At 71.1% G+C, this 16887-nt stretch carries 15 protein-coding genes and 1 pseudogene; 4 read left to right on the forward strand and 12 right to left on the reverse strand.

Features of this window, described 5'->3' with window-relative positions:
• Positions 1-142: 142 nt before the first annotated feature.
• The 4 genes and pseudogenes from ACSMXO_RS05045 to ACSMXO_RS05060 all read right to left on the reverse strand — a co-directional run.
• Positions 143-1932, reverse strand: a pseudogene (locus ACSMXO_RS05045) (ABC transporter ATP-binding protein); the annotation flags it as partial.
• 277 nt (positions 1933-2209) lie between these two features.
• Positions 2210-2476 (reverse strand): hypothetical protein, encoded by a 267-nt coding sequence (locus ACSMXO_RS05050; protein ID WP_455416864.1) that lies wholly within the window; start codon positions 2474-2476, stop codon positions 2210-2212.
• Positions 2477-2671: 195 nt separating this feature from the next.
• The gene (locus ACSMXO_RS05055) at positions 2672-3175 is read right to left on the reverse strand and encodes a methylated-DNA--[protein]-cysteine S-methyltransferase (RefSeq protein ID WP_455419170.1); all 504 of its coding nucleotides are present in this window, start codon (positions 3173-3175) and stop codon (positions 2672-2674) included.
• Between the two features lie 5 nt (positions 3176-3180).
• Positions 3181-4830 (reverse strand): DNA-3-methyladenine glycosylase 2 family protein, encoded by a 1650-nt coding sequence (locus ACSMXO_RS05060; RefSeq protein WP_455416865.1) that lies wholly within the window; start codon positions 4828-4830, stop codon positions 3181-3183.
• Between the two features lie 254 nt (positions 4831-5084).
• On the opposite strand from ACSMXO_RS05060, the gene ychF reads away from it, so the two are divergent.
• Complete coding sequence (gene ychF, locus ACSMXO_RS05065; RefSeq protein ID WP_318397572.1) at positions 5085-6173, forward strand: redox-regulated ATPase YchF; 1089 nt, start codon at positions 5085-5087, stop codon at positions 6171-6173.
• 571 nt (positions 6174-6744) lie between these two features.
• On the opposite strand, the gene ACSMXO_RS05070 is transcribed toward ychF, so the two are convergent.
• The gene (locus ACSMXO_RS05070) at positions 6745-6951 is read right to left on the reverse strand and encodes a hypothetical protein (protein ID WP_455416866.1); all 207 of its coding nucleotides are present in this window, start codon (positions 6949-6951) and stop codon (positions 6745-6747) included.
• A 144-nt stretch (positions 6952-7095) separates the two neighbouring features.
• On the opposite strand from ACSMXO_RS05070, the gene ACSMXO_RS05075 reads away from it, so the two are divergent.
• Positions 7096-7335: a GntR family transcriptional regulator gene (locus tag ACSMXO_RS05075; RefSeq protein WP_455416867.1), complete on the forward strand. Its 240-nt coding sequence runs from the start codon at positions 7096-7098 to the stop codon at positions 7333-7335.
• A 313-nt stretch (positions 7336-7648) separates the two neighbouring features.
• On the opposite strand, the gene ACSMXO_RS05080 is transcribed toward ACSMXO_RS05075, so the two are convergent.
• The gene (locus tag ACSMXO_RS05080; RefSeq protein ID WP_346260414.1) at positions 7649-8011 is read right to left on the reverse strand and encodes a PH domain-containing protein; all 363 of its coding nucleotides are present in this window, start codon (positions 8009-8011) and stop codon (positions 7649-7651) included.
• A gap of 84 nt (positions 8012-8095) precedes the next feature.
• Positions 8096-8407 carry a 4a-hydroxytetrahydrobiopterin dehydratase gene (locus ACSMXO_RS05085; RefSeq protein ID WP_346260415.1) on the reverse strand — a complete coding sequence of 104 codons (312 nt, stop codon included), beginning with the start codon at positions 8405-8407 and terminating at the stop codon, positions 8096-8098.
• A gap of 269 nt (positions 8408-8676) precedes the next feature.
• Between ACSMXO_RS05085 and ACSMXO_RS05090 the strand changes: the two genes are divergently transcribed.
• A complete protein-coding gene (locus ACSMXO_RS05090) occupies positions 8677-9060 on the forward strand; it encodes a (deoxy)nucleoside triphosphate pyrophosphohydrolase (RefSeq protein ID WP_346260416.1) in 384 nt (127 codons plus the stop codon).
• Positions 9061-9168: 108 nt separating this feature from the next.
• On the opposite strand, the gene ACSMXO_RS05095 is transcribed toward ACSMXO_RS05090, so the two are convergent.
• From ACSMXO_RS05095 to ACSMXO_RS05115, 5 genes are all read right to left on the reverse strand, one after another.
• Complete coding sequence (locus ACSMXO_RS05095; RefSeq protein WP_346260417.1) at positions 9169-10260, reverse strand: succinate dehydrogenase/fumarate reductase iron-sulfur subunit; 1092 nt, start codon at positions 10258-10260, stop codon at positions 9169-9171.
• Complete coding sequence (locus ACSMXO_RS05100; protein ID WP_455416868.1) at positions 10260-12185, reverse strand: fumarate reductase/succinate dehydrogenase flavoprotein subunit; 1926 nt, start codon at positions 12183-12185, stop codon at positions 10260-10262. The genes ACSMXO_RS05095 and ACSMXO_RS05100 overlap by 1 nt, the downstream gene beginning before the upstream one ends.
• 12 nt (positions 12186-12197) lie before the next feature.
• Entirely contained in the window at positions 12198-13019 is an 822-nt protein-coding gene (locus ACSMXO_RS05105; protein WP_346260419.1) for a hypothetical protein, read from the reverse strand.
• A 332-nt stretch (positions 13020-13351) separates the two neighbouring features.
• Positions 13352-14065: a hypothetical protein gene (locus tag ACSMXO_RS05110; RefSeq protein ID WP_455416869.1), complete on the reverse strand. Its 714-nt coding sequence runs from the start codon at positions 14063-14065 to the stop codon at positions 13352-13354.
• An 80-nt stretch (positions 14066-14145) separates the two neighbouring features.
• Positions 14146-15534 (reverse strand): TldD/PmbA family protein, encoded by a 1389-nt coding sequence (locus tag ACSMXO_RS05115; protein WP_455416870.1) that lies wholly within the window; start codon positions 15532-15534, stop codon positions 14146-14148.
• Between ACSMXO_RS05115 and ACSMXO_RS05120 the strand changes: the two genes are divergently transcribed.
• Positions 15528-16862: an RNA-guided endonuclease InsQ/TnpB family protein gene (locus ACSMXO_RS05120; RefSeq protein ID WP_455419171.1), complete on the forward strand. Its 1335-nt coding sequence runs from the start codon at positions 15528-15530 to the stop codon at positions 16860-16862. The two genes, ACSMXO_RS05115 and ACSMXO_RS05120, sit on opposite strands and share 7 nt — an antisense overlap.
• Positions 16863-16887: the final 25 nt, after the last annotated feature.

Genomic DNA, 16887 nt, shown 5'->3' on the forward strand with positions numbered 1-16887 from the left:
GTCCCAGGTCGTCGGTGTCCTCGGCCGCCTCGGTGCGGCGGCTGTCCTCGGCCGCCTCGGTGCGGCGGCTGTCGTGGGCGGCTTCGGCGCGACGGGTGGCGGTGGAAGCCTCGGCGGGTCGGCCGTCGCGGGCCGCCTCGGCGGGGCCGGTGTCCTCGGCGGGGCCGGTGTCCTCGGCGGAGAGCACTGCCCGGTACGCGGGCACCTCGCGCAGCAGTTCGGCGTGGGTACCGACGGCGGTGATCCGGCCGTCGGCGAGCAGTGCCACCCGGTCGGCGAGGGCGACGGTCGAGGGCCGGTGCACCACCACCAGTGCGGTGGTGTCCCGGAGCACCCGGGCCAGCGCCCGCTCGACCAGCGCCTCGGTGTGTACGTCCAGCGCCGACAGCGGATCGTCGAGCACCAGCACCCCGGGCCGGCCGAGTACCGCCCGGGCCAGGGCCAACCGTTGCCGTTGCCCGCCGGAGAGGGAGAGCCCCTGCTCGCCGATCCGGGTGTCCAGCCCCCACGGCAGGTCGTACACGAAGTCGGCCTGGGCCACGGCGAGCGCGGCGCGTACCTCGTCGTCGCCCGCGTCGGCCCGGCCCAGGGTGAGGTTCTCCCGGACGGACATCGAGAAGAGCGTGGGCTCCTCGAACGCGATCCCGACCCGGCTGCGCAGCGAGTCGAGCCGGATGTCCCGGATGTCCCGGCCGTCCAGGGTGACCTGGCCGGCGGTGACGTCGTAGAGGCGCGGTACCAGTGACAGCAGGCTGGTCTTGCCGCAGCCGGTGGCGCCGACGATGGCCAGCGTCTCGCCGGGCTGGACCGCCAGGTCGACACCGCGCAGCACCGGAGGCCCCTCTGGATAGCCGAACCACACCCCGTCGAAGCGGAGCGCGCCGCCCCGACCGGCGCCGTCCGGCCCGGCCAGCGCCACCGCGTCCGGCCGGTCGACGACGGTCGGCGGGGTGTCCAGCACCTCGTAGATCCGGTCGGCGGCGGTCATCGCCTCCTGGGCGTTGGCGATGATCCAGGCGAGCGACTCGATCGGCCAGATCAGCATCAGTTGCAGGCTGACGAAGGCGACCAGTCCGCCGATGGTCAGCGAACCCTCCGCGACGGCGACCGCACCAGCCACCAGCACCGCCGCCAGGGTCAGGTTGGGAATCAGGTCGAACTGTGCGGAGGTACGGGCGAGCAGTCGGCCCTTGCCGGTCGCGGTGTCGTGCAGCGTACGGCTGCCGGCCGCGAACCGCCGGGTCATCTCCGGGCGCCGGCCGAACGCCTTGACCGTGCGGATGCCCTGCGCGGACTCCTCGATCAGGGTGGCCAGGTCGCCCTGCTCGTCCTGGAGCCGCCGGGCCGCCAGCAGGTAGGCCCGGGTGAACCGGCGACTCGCCAGGAACAGCGGCACCGCGCCGGCCGCCACCAGCAGCCCGAGGCCCGGGTGCAAGGTGATCAGCAGTGTCACCACGGCGAGGTAGGTGGTGACGTTCACGACGAGGAAGAGCAGCCCGAAGGAGAGGAAGCGCCGGATCACCGAGAGGTCGCTGGTGACCCGGGACAGCAACTGGCCGGACTGCCAGCGGTCGTGGAAGCCGATGTGCAGCCGTTGCAGGTGGGCGTAGATCTCGTGTCCCGGATGGTGGCCTCCATCCCGACCGCCGAGGAGGACTGGGCCCACCGCCGGATGAAGATCAACGCCGCTTCGGCGAGCCCGAGCAGCAGCGCCAGCCCGCCGAGCCGGAGCAGGCCGCCGGGGTCGCGGTGCGCGATCGGGCCGTCCACCGCCCGTTGCACGACCAGCGGTACGGCGATGCTCGCCCCGGTCGCCGCGAACGCCGCGAGCAGCAGCCAGACCAGTTGCACCCGGTACGGGCGGAGGTAGCGCCGCAGCCGCCAGAGGTTGCGGGGCAACGGATTGCCGGGCAGCCGGAGCCGGCGCCGCAACGGTGGCTCAGTGGTGCGCTGCGACGGTTGGTCGGTGGTGTGCCGGGGCGGCGGGTCGGCGGTGCGCTGCGACGGCTGCCCCCTCCGGCGAAGCCCCAGCCGGGCGGGCAGCCGGAAGCCCGGCCGGCCCCGGACCGTGGGCTCGTCGTCACGATCCGGCGCCATGCCATGACGTTAATGGCAAATCCAGCTTCCGGATGAGTCGTGTTGTTGTCACCTGGCGTCGCCGGAACGGGTCCGGCGGGCACCGGTCGGCGGATCGGCGCTGGTCGACGGCTCAGGTGGCGCCCCGCTGCAAAGCGGCGCTCGCGACACACCTGCCGGGCGCGGTGCGCCGCCCGGTCGGTGCTGATCGGCGGCTCAGTGCTGGTGGGCGTACCGGTCGGCGTCGCTCCGCCAGCCGCTCGGCCTGCACCCGGAGGCGTTCGGGGTCGAACCCGGCGGGCGGCGGTGCGGCCAGCACCAGTGTGCGGAGCAGTTCGGCGTACCGCGCGGCGAGCCAGGAGCGGGCCGCGTCGACCCGGTCCGGCTCCGCCGACGGCATCTCCTCCGGTGCCAGGCCGTGCGGCCGGGACCGGCACGGTCCCTGATCGGTGGCCGTCAGTATATTCCGCCGCGACACCCGCATCCGGATGTCGCGGCGGTCGAGCCGGCCTGCTCGGAAACCCTCCGGCTGGTTTCCTTGCGGACGTCCGCCGAGCGCTCGGGCTGACCTGCTGGAGGGACTGCCAGCTGCCTTCTAAGGGACGTCCGCCCGGCGCTCGTGCGCGAGCAGCCAGGTCTTCACCGGCAGCCCCCACCGGAAGCCGCCGAGCCCGCCGTCGGTGCGCAGCACCCGGTGACACGGTACGAAGAGCGCCGCCGCGTTCCGGGCGCAGGCCATCGCCGCGGCCCGGACCGCCCGGGGCCGGCCGGAGAGCTCGGCGAATTCGGTGTAGGTGATCGGCTCGCCCGGCTTGACCTGTCGCAACGTGTTCCAGGCGTGGGCCATGAACTCGCCGTCGGTGTGCTGCACGACCGGTACCGCGTCGATCGCGGTCAGGTCCCCGTCCAAATAGGACCGCACGGCCGCGCTGACCGGGCCGAGTTCGGACCGCTCCCGGACCTCCCGACGCAGTCGGGGGTGCACCAGGCCGAGCAGGTTGGCGCTGTCCGTGGTGAAGCCGGCGGCGTGCACCACGCCCTCCGGGTCGGCGAGGACGGTCAGTGGTCCGGCCGGCGTCTCGATCCGGCCGCTGTACATCTCGTTCACTCTGCTCTCCATAGTCTGATCACCGCGTACGAGCGCCAGGGCCGCCAGCGGCCGGCGTACGCGTCGAGGCTCAACGGGTCGTCGGGGAGGCCGAGCGCCGCGGCGCCCCGGCGTACCCCGAGGTCGGTGGGGAGGAAGACGTCCGGGTCGCCGATCGCCCGCATCGCGACGTAGCCGGCGGTCCAGGCGCCGATGCCGGGCAGCGCGGTCAGCCGGTCGACCAGTTCGGCCCGGTCCGCGCCGGGGTCCAGGTCCAGGTCGCCGGCGGCGACCGCCTCGGCCAGCGCCCGGATCGTCGCCCGCCGGGCGGCCGGCATGCCGAACGCGGAGTCCGGCAGCGCCAGCACCTCCTCGGCGGTCGGAAACGCGCGCAGTCCGGCGGGTCCGGCTGCCTCGGCGGTCGATCCCGCCGGCCCGGCGGTCGATCCCGCCGGCTTGACAGCCGAGTCCGTGGGGACGGCGGTCGGGTCGAGCCGGTCCACCCGGCCGGGCGGGTCAGCGTCCCGGGCCGGGGCGGCCGGCGCGCCGGTGTCGACGGCGGCGGCGAGCCGGGCCAGCACGGTACGCGCTCCGGCGACCGAGACCTGCTGGCCGACGATCGCCCGGACGGCCATCTCGAAGCCGTCCACCGCACGCGGCACCCGGATGCCCGGCTCCTTCGCCACCGCCTCGGCGAACGCCGGATCCGCGCCGAGCACCCCGTCCACCGCCTCCGGGTCGGCGTCCAGGTCGAAGAGGCGGCGGCAGCGGGCCACCGCCGGGGCCAGGTCACGGACGTCGGCGAGCCGGAGGGTGGCGGCGACGTACCCGGGCATCGGGGTCATGGCGATCTCGGCCGGCCCGTTCGGCAGCCGCAGGCCGCGGCGGTACGACCCGGCCTCGACCTCCTCGATCCCCGGTACCGCCCGCAGGGCGAGAAAGTCCAGCAGCGCGTCGGCGTGCAGCGGTGCCCGGTAGGCGAGCCGCAGTGCGATCGTCCCCGGCGTGCCGTTCGAGCCGCCGGGGACCGCCGACGCCGTCGGACCGGAGACGCCGCCCCCGACCGTCGTCCCGGAAGCGCGGCGGGAGCCGGTACCGGCCGAGCGGCGGGCGGCGTCGCGCAGTTGGGACGGTGCCACCGCATACACCTCGCGGATCGTGTCGTTGAACTGCCGTACGCTGCCGAAGCCGGCGGCGAAGGCGATCTCGGCCAACCCGAGGTCGGTCGTCTCGACCAGGATCCGGGCGGTCTGCGCCCGCTGGGCCCGGGCCAGGGCGAGCGGCCCGGCGCCGACCTCCGCGACCAGCATCCGGTGCAGGTGCCGTTCGGTGTAGCCGAGCCGGCCGGCCAGCCCCGGCACCCCCGCCCGGTCGACCACACCGTCGGCGATCAGTCGCATCGCCCGTCCGACGATGTCGGCCCGGACGTTCCACTCCGGCGATCCGGGGGCGGCGTCCGGCCGGCAGCGCCGGCAGGCGCGCAGCCCGGCGCGCTGGGCGGCGGCGGCCGACGGATAGAACCGGACGTTCTGCCGTTTCGGGGTCGTCGCCGGGCAGGACGGCCGGCAGTAGATGCCGGTGGTGGTGACGCCGGTGTAGAACCAGCCGTCGAACCGCTGGTCCCGGCTGTCGACCGCCCGATAGCACCGTTCGAAGTCCAGTTCCATGCCTTCGATGGTGCCGCGTGCCGGGCTCGTTGACTCGCGGGAATCGGACCTGGCCGTGCGTACCCGACCGCCTGGTGGCCGAGGTCACCGTCCGGAGCGGCCGGCGCGCTCCGGACGGTCGGTCAGCGGTGGCCCGGCCGCCGGGTCTCGCCCGTCGCGGTACCGGTCCGGCAGCGTCCGTAGACTTCATCCCGGGCCGGGCCGGTGGACCACACCGGGTCGCCGGAGGCTACGAGAGAGGCAGTCGCGTTCGCATGACTTCACTGACCATCGGCATCGTCGGCCTGCCCAACGTCGGCAAGAGCACCCTGTTCAACGCGCTGACCAAGAACGACGTACTCGCCGCGAACTACCCGTTCGCCACCATCGAGCCGAACGTCGGGGTGGTCGGCCTGCCGGACGAGCGGCTGGACAAGCTCGCCGAGATCCACGGTTCGCAGAAGATCATCCCCGCGCCGGTCTCCTTCGTCGACATCGCCGGCCTGGTCCGGGGCGCGTCGAAGGGCCAGGGCCGGGGCAACGCCTTCCTGGCCAACATCCGGGACGCCGCCGCGATCTGCCAGGTCGTCCGGGTCTTCTCCGACCCCAACGTGGTGCACGTCGACGGCAAGGTCTCGCCCGGCGACGACATCGAGACGATCAACACCGAGCTGATCCTGGCCGACCTCCAGACCATCGAGAAGGCCCTGCCCCGGCTGGAGAAGGAGGCGAAGGTCCGCAAGGACCGGGCCGCCGCCGTCACCGCCGCGAAGAAGGCGGCCGAGCTGCTCGACACCGGAGTCACCCTCTACGCGGGCGCGGCCAACGCCGGGATCGAGGTGGCCGAGCTGCGCGAGCTGCACCTGCTGACCACCAAGCCCTTCCTGTACGTCTTCAACGTCGACGAGGCGGAACTCAACAACGCCGACCTGCTCGACGAGCTGCGACTGCTGGTCGCACCGGCCGAGGCGATCTTCATGGACGCCAAGGTCGAGTCGGAGCTGACCGACCTGCCTCCGGACGAGGCGCGGGAACTGCTGGAGTCGATCGGGCAGTCCGAGCCCGGTCTCGACCAGCTCATCCGGGTCGGCTTCCGCACCCTGGGGTTGCAGACGTATTTGACCGCCGGGCCGAAGGAGGCCCGGGCCTGGACCGTCCCGATCGGGGCAACCGCGCCGGAGGCGGCCGGTGTGATCCACTCCGACTTCCAGCGCGGCTTCATCAAGGCCGAGATCGTCTCGTACGACGACCTGGTCGCCGCCGGCTCGATGGCAGCCGCCAAGGCCGCCGGCCGGGTCCGGATCGAGGGCAAGGACTACGTCATGCAGGACGGCGACGTGGTGGAATTCAGGTTCAACGTCTGACGGGCATTGTCGCCTCGTAACAACACAATTTCCCGGTTACAGGTCCTTCACGAAGCCGAACACGTCGGTGAACGACGACGGCGAGCCGACGATTAGCGAGCCGATGGCCGCCCAAACAGAATGGCGCTACGCCGGTGCTCCCGCTCCCCCGGGATGAGTGCCGGGATCGCGACGGATGCTGCTCCCAGCTGCGTGGATGGCTGGGGTGCTCGCGGGACTTGTCGAGGCAGGCATGATTGCGGATTCACGTTAGAGGCACGGCGTGTCGCCGACTGTCCTTGATTCGACAGTTCCGATGGTTGGTTGGGATCCGGCCGCGATCTCCGTTGTATACCAGATGTCGCGCCCGGGGCCACCGAGTGCGCTGCCGGCGGGGAGAAGATGCCCGCTCATGCGAACGGCCCAGACCTGCCGCTGCGCCGCCGGGGCGATCCGGTCGTAGTGGTAGGCGCCGACGAACCACGGCTCCCGGGGCTGGAGGCGTCGGTGGAGGGTGTGGTGACATGGGTGTCCCACCGCAGGCGGCTTGCGTTCCCAGCCGGTGGCCGATGGCTCGGTCGCCGGGAGAGGCTTATCCCTTGCAGAAAAAGACGCGCAGATCGTAGATAGCTGTCGAGCCTTCGCCGGTGTCCCGTACGGAGAGCATGAGGTGTTCGGCGCAGACCTCGATGTTCTGACCTGATCCGCTGCCGGAGTCGACCCAGACCCTCACCCGGCCGTCCGCCGGCAGTTCTCGCGGCCCGACTACCAGAATCTCCGTCGGTCCGAATGTGGCCACCTGGTCCTCCTCTTCACCTCGGCCCCCGACGCTCGGCGGGGCCACCTTGCGGTGAGTCCGACGTTAACCCAACCTGTTCACCCTGTCCACTGAACGAACAGCATGGACAGGCTGGCCTAGCTGAACAGGTGGAAGCCTGAGTGCGTGATCGATCCGTGGGCGCCACGCTCGTTCGCTGAGCAGGTGGCTGACGCGCTGCGGGCGAAGATAGACAGCGGTGAGTGGCTACCTGGGCACAAGCTTCCGGGTGAGGTGACGTTGGCGCAGACGTACGCCGTTGCGCGCGGCACCGTACGTGCCGCACTCGATGTGCTACGCGAGGAGGGTCGGGTGGTGACCTTCACTGGTCGTGGCACGTTTGTCACGCCCAAGTCAGATTCTTGACGGGTCCAAACCCAGCTCGGCGTCGGGCCGGACGTGCCGAGGATCAGATCCCGCGTACGACCGGATCCAACACCGCGACCAGCAGCTTTGTATCGGCGGTCAAAGACGTCCCGGAAGAGCGCATGGTGGAAGAGCTTTAGGTGTGCGAGGTTGTGGTCGCCCGGGATGGTCTCCTGGGCGATCTCTACCTTACGGATGCTGACGGTCTTGGTTGGACGACGTCCTCACGGCCCGGAAGGCGTACGACGCGGCACGGGAGGCCTGAGCGTCGGCGAGTTCACCCCTGGGTGCCTCCGCTCCGCCAGGCGACCGGTCACGAGATGTAGTGCAGGATCACGTTGTGTACGTGGTGACTCTTCTGGTCGCCACGGAACTCCACCTCGTAGGTGTGGGTGCCGACGTTGATCGCGATGGCGCCGGTGGAGAAGAACGAACCACCCCAGGACTTGTTGCTCACCACGCTCACGCTGGTGATCTTCGAGTACGGGATGCTGGTGATCGCGAACTTCTTGCCGACGAACGACTTGTCCTGGATGATCACGCGTCGGTCGGTCAGCCCGATGAACCCGGTGCCCGTGCCGATGGCGTCGTAGACGGCGATGACCTGTTCCCCGTCGAGCAGGCCGCTCTCGATCTGCTTGAGCTGCTCACGACGGTCATAGGTGACGTTGGCCATGATCCGAGGGTAGGAGGGGCCCGCCACCACCGCACCGCGCCGCTGGCCGCCGCGTCCGAGGAGGACAGGCCGGGCCTCGGCCGGTCAGTTCGGAGCGGTCACCGCGCGGTAGACGTCCTCGATCCGGGCGGCGAGGGTGACCTCACCCTCGGTGATCTCGCTGTCGTCGCGGGGACCGATCCTGATCTGGGTGTGCCCGTCCAGCCGCCGGACCTCCGGGCGGAGATGCAGCGCGTCCGCGATGACCTTTATCCGCTCGGTGAGGGCCGCGTGCTGGGTGTCGTCGAGGATGAGGGTCCTCTTGATCTGCTGTCCCTCGCGGGTCCAGTCGCCCAGTAGGGTGAGTGCGTCGCTCAGGTAGTCGCGGTCCATCCGGCCACCCCACAGAGCACGCATCGCCAAACCTCCCAGGCGTCGTTGCCGGCTTGTGGCCAAATCGTCGCCATCCCGTGTCTCGGTCGGTGCTCCCTAGTCTGTCGCTGGCCGGCTGGTGTGTCCACGTCCACCCTTCCGTCTTCTATTGGCCGGTGGGTCCGGCGCAGCTACCCGAATTCCCGATTGATCTGGCACGCTGGACGCCCGTGCGGACCGATTGGGCGAACGGTAACGACCGGGATGGGCCGACTGGGGGACATTCCGGGCGCGGACGGCGGGAGCCGAAAGTCGTGGTGGGGGCAGCCATCGTGGTTGCCGGCCGGGTACTCGCCTGTGCGCGATCTCACCCGCCGGAGGTGGCCGGCCGGTGGGAGTTCCCGGGCGGCAAGGTCGAGCCGGGCGAGTCCGAGGTCGCCGCGCTGGTCCGGGAGTGTGCCGAGGAGCTGGGCGTACGGGTCGAGATCGGTGACCGGGTCGGCCGGGATGTCCGGATGGGTCATGGCCGCTCGGTGCTCCGGGTCTATCTGGCCGCACTCGTCGACGGGGACCAGCCGCAGCCCCTGGAGCACTCCGAACTGCGCTGGCTGCGCCCGGAAGAGCTGGACAGCGTGCCGTGGCTGCCGGCGGACGTACCGATCGTGGCGGCGCTGCGCCCTGTGCTGGCCGCGTCCTGACCGACCGGCTGGTGCTGAACACCGTCGTCCCGTCGGCCGTCGCCGGACCGGCCCCGGGCGCGGGCCGAACTCACCCTCCGGTGACCTCGGCCCGCGCCACGAGACGGGTCAGTCCTTGTCGCGCGGCTGTGCCGGGTGGCTGTAGTTGAGCCCCTCGGCCGGCAGCGGGAAGGTCACGTCGTCACCGAACGGTGAGGGCGCGGCCGCCTTGTCGAAGGTGAACTCGCTGATCGCCAACCGACCCCGGGAGTCCAGCGGGGGCGCGGTCGGGTGCGGGACCTGCCGGCCCCAGTGCACGCCGTGCTCCGCGCCGGCCTCGGCCTCGGGCTCGTGCGAACCGCCCGCGTGCGAGTGCACCGAGCCGAGTTCGTCCGGGTCGCGCGGGGGCTGGCCCTGCGCGACCTCGTTCTGCTTGCCACGGCGGAAGATCTTGCTACCGAGCCACACAACTGGATCGTACCGTCGGTCGACGACGCGTTCCTTCATTGGGATGATCGCGTTGTCAGTGATCTTGATGTGCTCGGGGCAGACCTCGGTGCAGCACTTGGTGATGTTGCAGTAGCCGAGACCCTGCGACGCCTGGGCGTACTCCTTGCGGTCCGTCTTCGCGTCCAGCGGGTGCATGTCCAGCTCGGCGGCGCGGATGAAGTAGCGCGGCCCGGAGAAGGCGACCTTGTTCTCCTCGTGGTCCCGGACCACGTGGCAGGTGTTCTGGCACAGGAAGCACTCGATGCACTTGCGGAACTCCTGCGACCGCTCGACGTCGACCTGCTGCATCCGGTAGTCACCCGGCTTCAACTCGGTCGGCGGGGCGAACGCCGGGGTCTCCCGGGCCTTCTCGTAGTTGTACGAGACGTCGGTGACCAGGTCCCGGATCACCGGGAAGGTCCGCAGCGGGGTGATGGTGACCGTCTCGTTCTCCTCGAACGTCGACATCCGGGTCATGCAGCCCAGCCGGGGCATGCCGTTGATCTCCATCGAGCAGGAACCGCACTTGCCGGCCTTGCAGTTCCACCGGCAGGCCAGGTCCGGCGCCTCGGTCGCCTGCAACCGGTGAATGACGTCGAGGACCACCTCACCCTCGTTCACCTGCACCTGGTAGTCGGTCAGCTCCCCGCCCGACTCGTCCCCGCGCCAGACCTTGAAGTGGCGGGTGGCGCCGGCCTTGCCGGTGCCACCCGGCGCGTTCTGTGTCGCCATTACTTGGCCGCCTCCTCAGCGTGCGCCTCTGTGGTGAGGGCGTCGAAGTCCGCCAGCTCCTCTTCGGTCAGGTACTTGGCCAGCTCGGTGCGGTCGAAGAGCTGGATCAGCTCGCCCCGCATCTTCGGCAGCGGCTTGTGCTCCAGGCGTACCTTGTCGCCGTCGAGCGAGCAGACCAGGTTGACCGTGCGCCACTGCGGCGCCATGGTCGGGAAGTCCTCCCGGGTGTGGCCACCCCGGGACTCCTCGCGCTCCAGCGCCGCCCGGGCGGTGCACTCCGAGACCACCAGCATGTTGCGCAGGTCCAGCGCCAGGTGCCAGCCGGGGTTGTAGCGGCGACCGCCGGCCGCCGACACCCGGGTCACCCGGTCCCGCAGGTCGGCCAGCTTGACCAGCGACTCCTCCAGCTCGCCCTTGCGCCGGATGATGCCGACCAGGTCGCCCATCACCGCCTGGAGGTCCTGCTGCAACGTGTACGGGTTCTCCCCGCCCTCGCGCTCCAGCGGAGCCAGCGCCCGGTCCACCGCGGCCTCGACGTCCGCCGCCGACACCTTCGGCCGGGCGGCCAGCCCTCCGGCGTACGACGAGGCGTGCTCGCCGGCCCGCTTGCCGAAGACCAGCAGGTCGGAGAGGGAGTTGCCGCCGAGCCGGTTGGAGCCGTGCATGCCGCCGGAGACCTCACCGGCGGCGAAGAGCCCCTGCACGTGTCCGGCCGCCGCGCCGCTGTCCGGGTCGACCTCGACGCCACCCATCACGTAGTGGCAGGTCGGCCCGACCTCCATCGGCTCGGCCGTGATGTCGACGTCGGCCAGCTCCTTGAACTGGTGGTACATCGAGGGCAGCCGGCGGCGTACCTCCTCGGCCGGCAGCCGGCTGGCGATGTCCAGGTAGACGCCGCCGGCCGGCGTACCCCGACCGGCCTTGACCTCGGCGTTGATCGCCCGGGCGACCTCGTCCCGGGGCAGCAGCTCCGGCGGGCGCCGGTTGTTGTCCGGGTCGGTGTACCAGCGGTCCGCCTCCTCCTCGGTCTCCGCGTACTGCTTCCGGAAGACGTCGGGGACGTAGTTGAACATGAACCGCTTGCCCTCGGAGTTCTTCAGCACCCCGCCGTCGCCCCGGACCGACTCGGTGACCAGGATGCCCTTCACCGAGGGCGGCCAGACCATGCCGGTCGGGTGGAACTGGAGGAACTCCATGTTGATCAGCGTGGCGCCGGCCCGCAGCGCCAGCGCGTGCCCGTCCCCGGTGTACTCCCAGGAGTTCGAGGTGACCTTGTAGGACCGGCCGACCCCGCCGGTGGCCAGCACCACGGCCGGGGCCTCGAAGAGGACGAACTCGCCGGACTCCCGGTAGTAGCCGAACGCGCCGGCGATCCGGTCCCCGTCGAGCAGCAGCTCGGTGATGGTGGTCTCGGCGAAGACCTTGATCCGGGCTTCGTAGTCGCCGTGCGCCTTCTTGTCCTCCTGCTGCAACGAGACGATCTTCTGTTGCAGGGTGCGGATCAGCTCCAGGCCGGTCCGGTCGCCGACGTGCGCCAGCCGCGGGTACTCGTGGCCGCCGAAGTTGCGCTGCGAGATCTTCCCGTCCTTGGTGCGGTCGAAGAGCGCACCGTACGTCTCCAGCTCCCAGATCCGCTGCGGCGACTCCTTGGCGTGCAGCTCGGCCATCCGGAAGTTGTTCAGGAACTTGCCGCCCCGCATGGTGTCCCGGAAGTGCACCTGCCAGTTGTCCCGGCTGTTCACGTTCCCCATCGCGGCGGCGGCGCCGCCCTCGGCCATCACGGTGTGGGCCTTGCCGAACAGCGACTTCGAGATGATCGCGGTGCGCTTCCCGGCCAGCCGGGCCTCGATCGCCGCGCGGAGGCCGGCACCACCGGCACCGATGACGACGACGTCGTAGTGGTGTCGTTCGATTCGGGTAGTCATGTCAGAGGCCCTTTAGTTGATGAACCGCAGGTCGTCGAACCAGTTGGCGGAGAGCGCCATGACGTAGAAGTCGGTCAGCGCCAGGGTGCCCAGGGTGATCCAGGCGAGCTGCATGTGCCGGACGTTGAGCTTGGAGACGAACGTCCAGAACCGGTACCGCACCGGGTGCTGGGAGAAGTGCTTCAACCGGCCGCCCGCGATGTGCCGGCAGGAGTGGCAGGAGAGCGTGTACGCCCAGAGCATCACCACGTTGCCGAGCAGGACCAGGTTGCCGAGGCCGAAGCCGAAGCCCTTCGGGCTGTGGAAGGCGAGGACCGCGTCCCAGCTGTTGATCAGCGAGATGATCACGGCAGCGTAGAAGGTGTAGCGGTGCAGGTTCTGGCCGAGCAGCGGGAAGCGGGTCTCGCCGGTGTAGGTCTTGTGCCCGTCCGGGACCGCGCAGGCCGGCGGCGAGAGCCAGAACGACCGGTAGTACGCCTTGCGGTAGTAGTAGCAGGTGAGCCGGAACAGCAGCAGGAACGGCAGGGTCAGCGCGGCGTCTGGGATGATCCACCAGCCGGGGAGCACCCGGCCGAAGTGCGCCGCCTCGGGGATGCAGGCTTCCGTCACGCACGGCGAGTAGAACGGGGTCAGGTAGTGGTAGTCCGCGACCCAGTAGAAGTCGTGCATGAATACCCGCACCGTGGCGTACGTGACCCAGGCGCCGAGTCCGATCACCGTGATCAGTGGAGCGAACCACCAGCGGTCGGTACGCAGGGTTTTTGCCGTGATGGCCGCGCGCTGGCGCACGCTCCCCGGCAGTCCGGCCGGAGGTGGGGCCGTCCTCGTAGTCATCTATGTCTCCCTGACGGGGCCCGGTCTGGCTGACGGGCACGGATGGTGTTCCGGCGGGGCGCGCGGGGGCAGGGGAGGACCCGCAGCCGCGCTACCTGCGTCCGCGTCGGTGCACACGTTACGCCGCACGTTGACGAGCACATGCGCAAGGGAGTCTCGCGGGTTTCCCGCCGATTACGAAAGTCCTGTTCCCGGATCCGGGCGCGGTTGTGCATAACTTCACTCGGTGACGCCCACCGTGCCGGGTACGGCCGGATCGGTGCGGCCGAGCGGGGCGCGGACGATTCGGTTCAGCGGCGGAACGCGAACTGCTGACAGGTCTGGTGCGCTGCCTACAGGTCGGGCGCGCCGAGTCTGCGGGCGGCCGAGGCGCACTCCTCGGGCCCGTGCTGCAACCGGTCCACCACAGGCCGGCCCGCCGGATCGCGCGGCGCGATGAAGAACGCCGGCTCGCCGTTGGTCACCTGCCGGTCTAGTGCGTCCGCGTAACTGGCCCGGGCGTCGACCAGCCGCTGCCAGGACTCGCCACGACCGTCCCGGTCGTCGTCCGGGTCGTCGTCGCGGTCCTCGTTCCACCAGCCGCGTAGTCGCTCGATTTCGGACAGGAACGGCCGTACCGCGGCGTTCTCGTCCCGGATCGCCGCCGCCCGCTCGCCCGGACTTCCGGTGGCACCGGGCGGGGTCAACCGGTTGAGCCGCCTCTCCAGCTCGCGGCAGGCATCCTCGCCCCGGGCCTGGGCCGTCCGCTCGTGGTCGGACTCCCGGGCGAATCGGCCCAGGCCGGCCGCGAACGCGCCGAGGCAGCCGCAGACCAGCAGTACCAGGACCGCCGCACCGGCGATTCCGGCGATGGTCAGCCGGCGGCGCCGCCGGGCGGCCGGGTCGGGCGGACGTCGCTGCCCGGCCGGCTGGTCGGTGCCGGCCGGCGCACCCGGGGGTACGTCGCCGGCCCTGCCCGCCGGCTCGGCCCGGCCCGGGCTGTCAGGCCCGTACCGGGAGCCGGTGCCCGCGTCGTCGGCGGCAGGGGTGGTCGCGTCGTCCGTCACGCCACACAGTGAAGCACCGTGACGCGATCCGGGCATCCCCGCGCGGGGCGACGGGGAGGTTCCGCCGTCCCGGAGACCGGTCAGCCGGAGGCGCCGCCGGTGAAGTTCCACGAGGCCAGCCGGAGTGGCGGCGCCGACCACCACGCGCTGCTGAAGGTCTGGGACTGCAACACCGAGTGCCGGCCGATCCCGAGTACGGCGCCGGGGGCGAGCGCCTGCGGATAGGACTGGGTGAACCGGAAGTTCTGCACTGCGGCGGCCACCTCACCGTCCTCGATCAGCCACACGCCGTTGCGGGTGAGCCCGGTGACGACCAGACTCCTCGGGTCGAGGACCCGGGTGTACCAGAGGTCGGTGACCAGCAGCCCGCGCCGTACCTGGGCGACCAGCGCGGCGGTGTCCGCGTCGACCACCGGCCCGGAGACCTCGCCCGGCCTGGTCACACCGTTCGGCGACGCGGCCGGTGCCAGCCCGAGGTGCAGCGGGACCGCCCCGGTGGCCGCGCCGCCCGGCACGGCGTGCCCGGTCGAGGAGGTGCCGGCCTCGGCGGCGGTCCGCCGATCGTGCGCGACCGTCCGGGTGACGCCGTGCTCGACCAGCGCGACCGGAGTCCGGGGGCTGCCCTCGGCGTCGAACGGCAGCGCCGGTCCGGCCAGCGCGTCGTCCAGCAGCGTGATCGACCGGTCGAACTGTTCCTCCCCCGGCACAGCGAACGAGCGCTGCTCGTTGTACGCCTTTCCGTTGAAGCCGTAGGTCGACAAGTTCTGTAGCAGGTCGGCGACGGCGGTCGGCTCCAGCACCACCTCGTACCGCCCGGGGGGCAGTTCGACGGGGGCGACCCCGGCCCGCGCCTTCACCGACGCCCGCGCGCCGAGTACGCCGCCGGCCAGGTCGGCGAGGCGGAACGAGCCCAGCCGGGCCACCCCGTCCGCGCCACCGCACCGGGCGATCCCGTCCATCGCCGCCTCGGTGCTCCGCCCGGTCACCGCGTGCCCGGCCGTGTTGGCGAACGCCCCGGTCCGCTGCCCGGTACGGCAGTAGCCGGCCGCCTCCAGCCCACCGGCCGTCTCGACGAACTCGCGTACCCGCTCGGCCCGCTGCTCCGGCCCGGCCACGGCGGTGGCCTCGTCCCAGTTGCCGCTCCCGTCCACCGTGGTCGGTGGGGTGAGCCCCGGCCAGCCCGGGTCGGGCGGGCAGTGCCGGACCGCCGCGACGGTACGTTCGACCAGGTCACGCACTCCCTCGGCGCTCACCACCGTGGACGACCCGGTGGCGGTACGCCCGTCGAGGTGCAGCCGCAGCCGCACGGTTGTGACGGCGTCGGCCATGTTCTGGTGGATGAAGGAGTTCGCGAACCTGGTCAGCGCCAGCTCGGCGTGCTCGGTGCCGGCCTCCGCCTCGGCACCCGGCCCGGCGACCTGCCGGACGAGTTCGACGACCTGGCCGGCGAGGTCGAGTGGGGATGTCATCAAGAGCCGCCCGAGAAACCGCTGGCTTCGGCCATGGGGAGGTAAGGGTGGTCCGGTGTGCTGTTGGTTTTTGGCATGGCGTCGACTCCTCTGCGGGGCCGGAACTGTCGGATGGGGCTGGGATGCTCGCGGGTGTGGAAGAGGTGGTGCGGTACACCTTCCGGTTGCGTCCTGGCGCGACTGCGGAGGCCGCGCTGCTTGGCGAGTGGGGGCGGTGTCGTTGGCTGTGGAACGAGGCTGTCCACCAGTACAGAACCGGCCGCAGACCCACCTTTGGCAGGTTGTCGAGGTTGTTGACCGAGGCGCGGGCCCGCTCGTCGTGGCTGCGCGAAGGGTCTCAGGTCGCGCAGCAGCAGACGTTGCGTAGCTACGCTCTGGCCCTTCAGCACTCGTTCAGGGTGAAGGGACGGGGTCGGCCTAGGGTCAAACGGCGTAAGGACGCCGTGCCCAGTCTGGAATACACCAGGCGTGGGTTTTCGGTTCGCGACCGTCGGCTGCGGCTGCCCGGCGGCGTCACCGTTCCGGTCGTCTGGTCTCGCGAGTTGCCGTCCGATCCGAGCAGTGTCCGGGTCTACCGGGACACGCTCGGGCACTGGTACGCCTCCTTCGTCGTGCGCCGTTACATCGTGCCCGCCCCCGATGCCGAGGGTGCGATCGGTGTCGACCGGGGTGTCACCACGACCGCGACAACGACGGACGCGGCCTACGACCTGCCGTACCTCGGCCACCGGAAACGGTGCGCCGCCGAACTCGCCAAACTCCAACGCCGGATGGCCCGCCGCCGGCGGCCCAGGGGTGTGAAGCCGTCGAACGGCTACCTGCGCGCCAAGCGTCAGGCCGCGAAGCTGGCGAAGAAGGCGGCCCGGCAGAACACCCACGACGCCCGCGTCTGGGCGAAGAAAATCGTCGACAACCACGCGACGATCGCGGTCGAGGATTTCAAGCCGACGTTCCTGGCCAGGTCCCGGATGGCGGGCAAGGCTGCTGACGCGGCGATCGGCGCGGCGAAACGGGAACTGGTCGACCGTGGCACGCGGGCGGGCCGGAAGGTGGTGCTGGTGCCGCCCGCCTACACCACGATGACCTGCTCGCAGTACGGTACGAGAGCCAAGCACCGCCTCGGGCTGGGTGTCAGAGTCTTCCGGTGCGACACCTGCGGACACACCGCGGGTCGGGACCGGAACGCCGCGAGGACGATCCTCGCCACGGCAGAACGCGGCCGTGCTGGTGCCGACGACGTGAGACATGCGATCACCTCCTTCCGAGACGGTGCTCGGGTGCGGTCCGAGCCAGAAATCCACCGGCTTCCAGCCAAGGGGAAGCGTTAACGCTGCCTCCATAGCCGCTCACGCT

It is taken from the genome of Plantactinospora sp. DSM 117369 (assembly GCF_053764795.1).

Bases quoted from the DNA above. Each gene is read 5' to 3' on its own strand.
- ACSMXO_RS05055 (WP_455419170.1), bottom strand. From the start codon at position 3,175: ATGTACAGCGGCCGGATCGAGACGCCGGCCGGACCACTGACCGTCCTC.
- ychF (WP_318397572.1), top strand. From the start codon at position 5,085: ATGACTTCACTGACCATCGGCATCGTCGGCCTGCCCAACGTCGGCAAG.
- ACSMXO_RS05095 (WP_346260417.1), bottom strand. From the start codon at position 10,260: ATGGCGACACAGAACGCGCCGGGTGGCACCGGCAAGGCCGGCGCCACC.
- ACSMXO_RS05060 (WP_455416865.1), bottom strand. From the start codon at position 4,830: ATGGAACTGGACTTCGAACGGTGCTATCGGGCGGTCGACAGCCGGGAC.
- ACSMXO_RS05120 (WP_455419171.1), top strand. From the start codon at position 15,528: ATGTCATCAAGAGCCGCCCGAGAAACCGCTGGCTTCGGCCATGGGGAG.
- ACSMXO_RS05080 (WP_346260414.1), bottom strand. From the start codon at position 8,011: ATGGCCAACGTCACCTATGACCGTCGTGAGCAGCTCAAGCAGATCGAG.
- ACSMXO_RS05100 (WP_455416868.1), bottom strand. From the start codon at position 12,185: ATGACTACCCGAATCGAACGACACCACTACGACGTCGTCGTCATCGGT.
- ACSMXO_RS05105 (WP_346260419.1), bottom strand. From the start codon at position 13,019: ATGACTACGAGGACGGCCCCACCTCCGGCCGGACTGCCGGGGAGCGTG.
- ACSMXO_RS05115 (WP_455416870.1), bottom strand. From the start codon at position 15,534: ATGACATCCCCACTCGACCTCGCCGGCCAGGTCGTCGAACTCGTCCGG.
- ACSMXO_RS05085 (WP_346260415.1), bottom strand. From the start codon at position 8,407: ATGCGTGCTCTGTGGGGTGGCCGGATGGACCGCGACTACCTGAGCGAC.
- ACSMXO_RS05050 (WP_455416864.1), bottom strand. From the start codon at position 2,476: ATGCCGTCGGCGGAGCCGGACCGGGTCGACGCGGCCCGCTCCTGGCTC.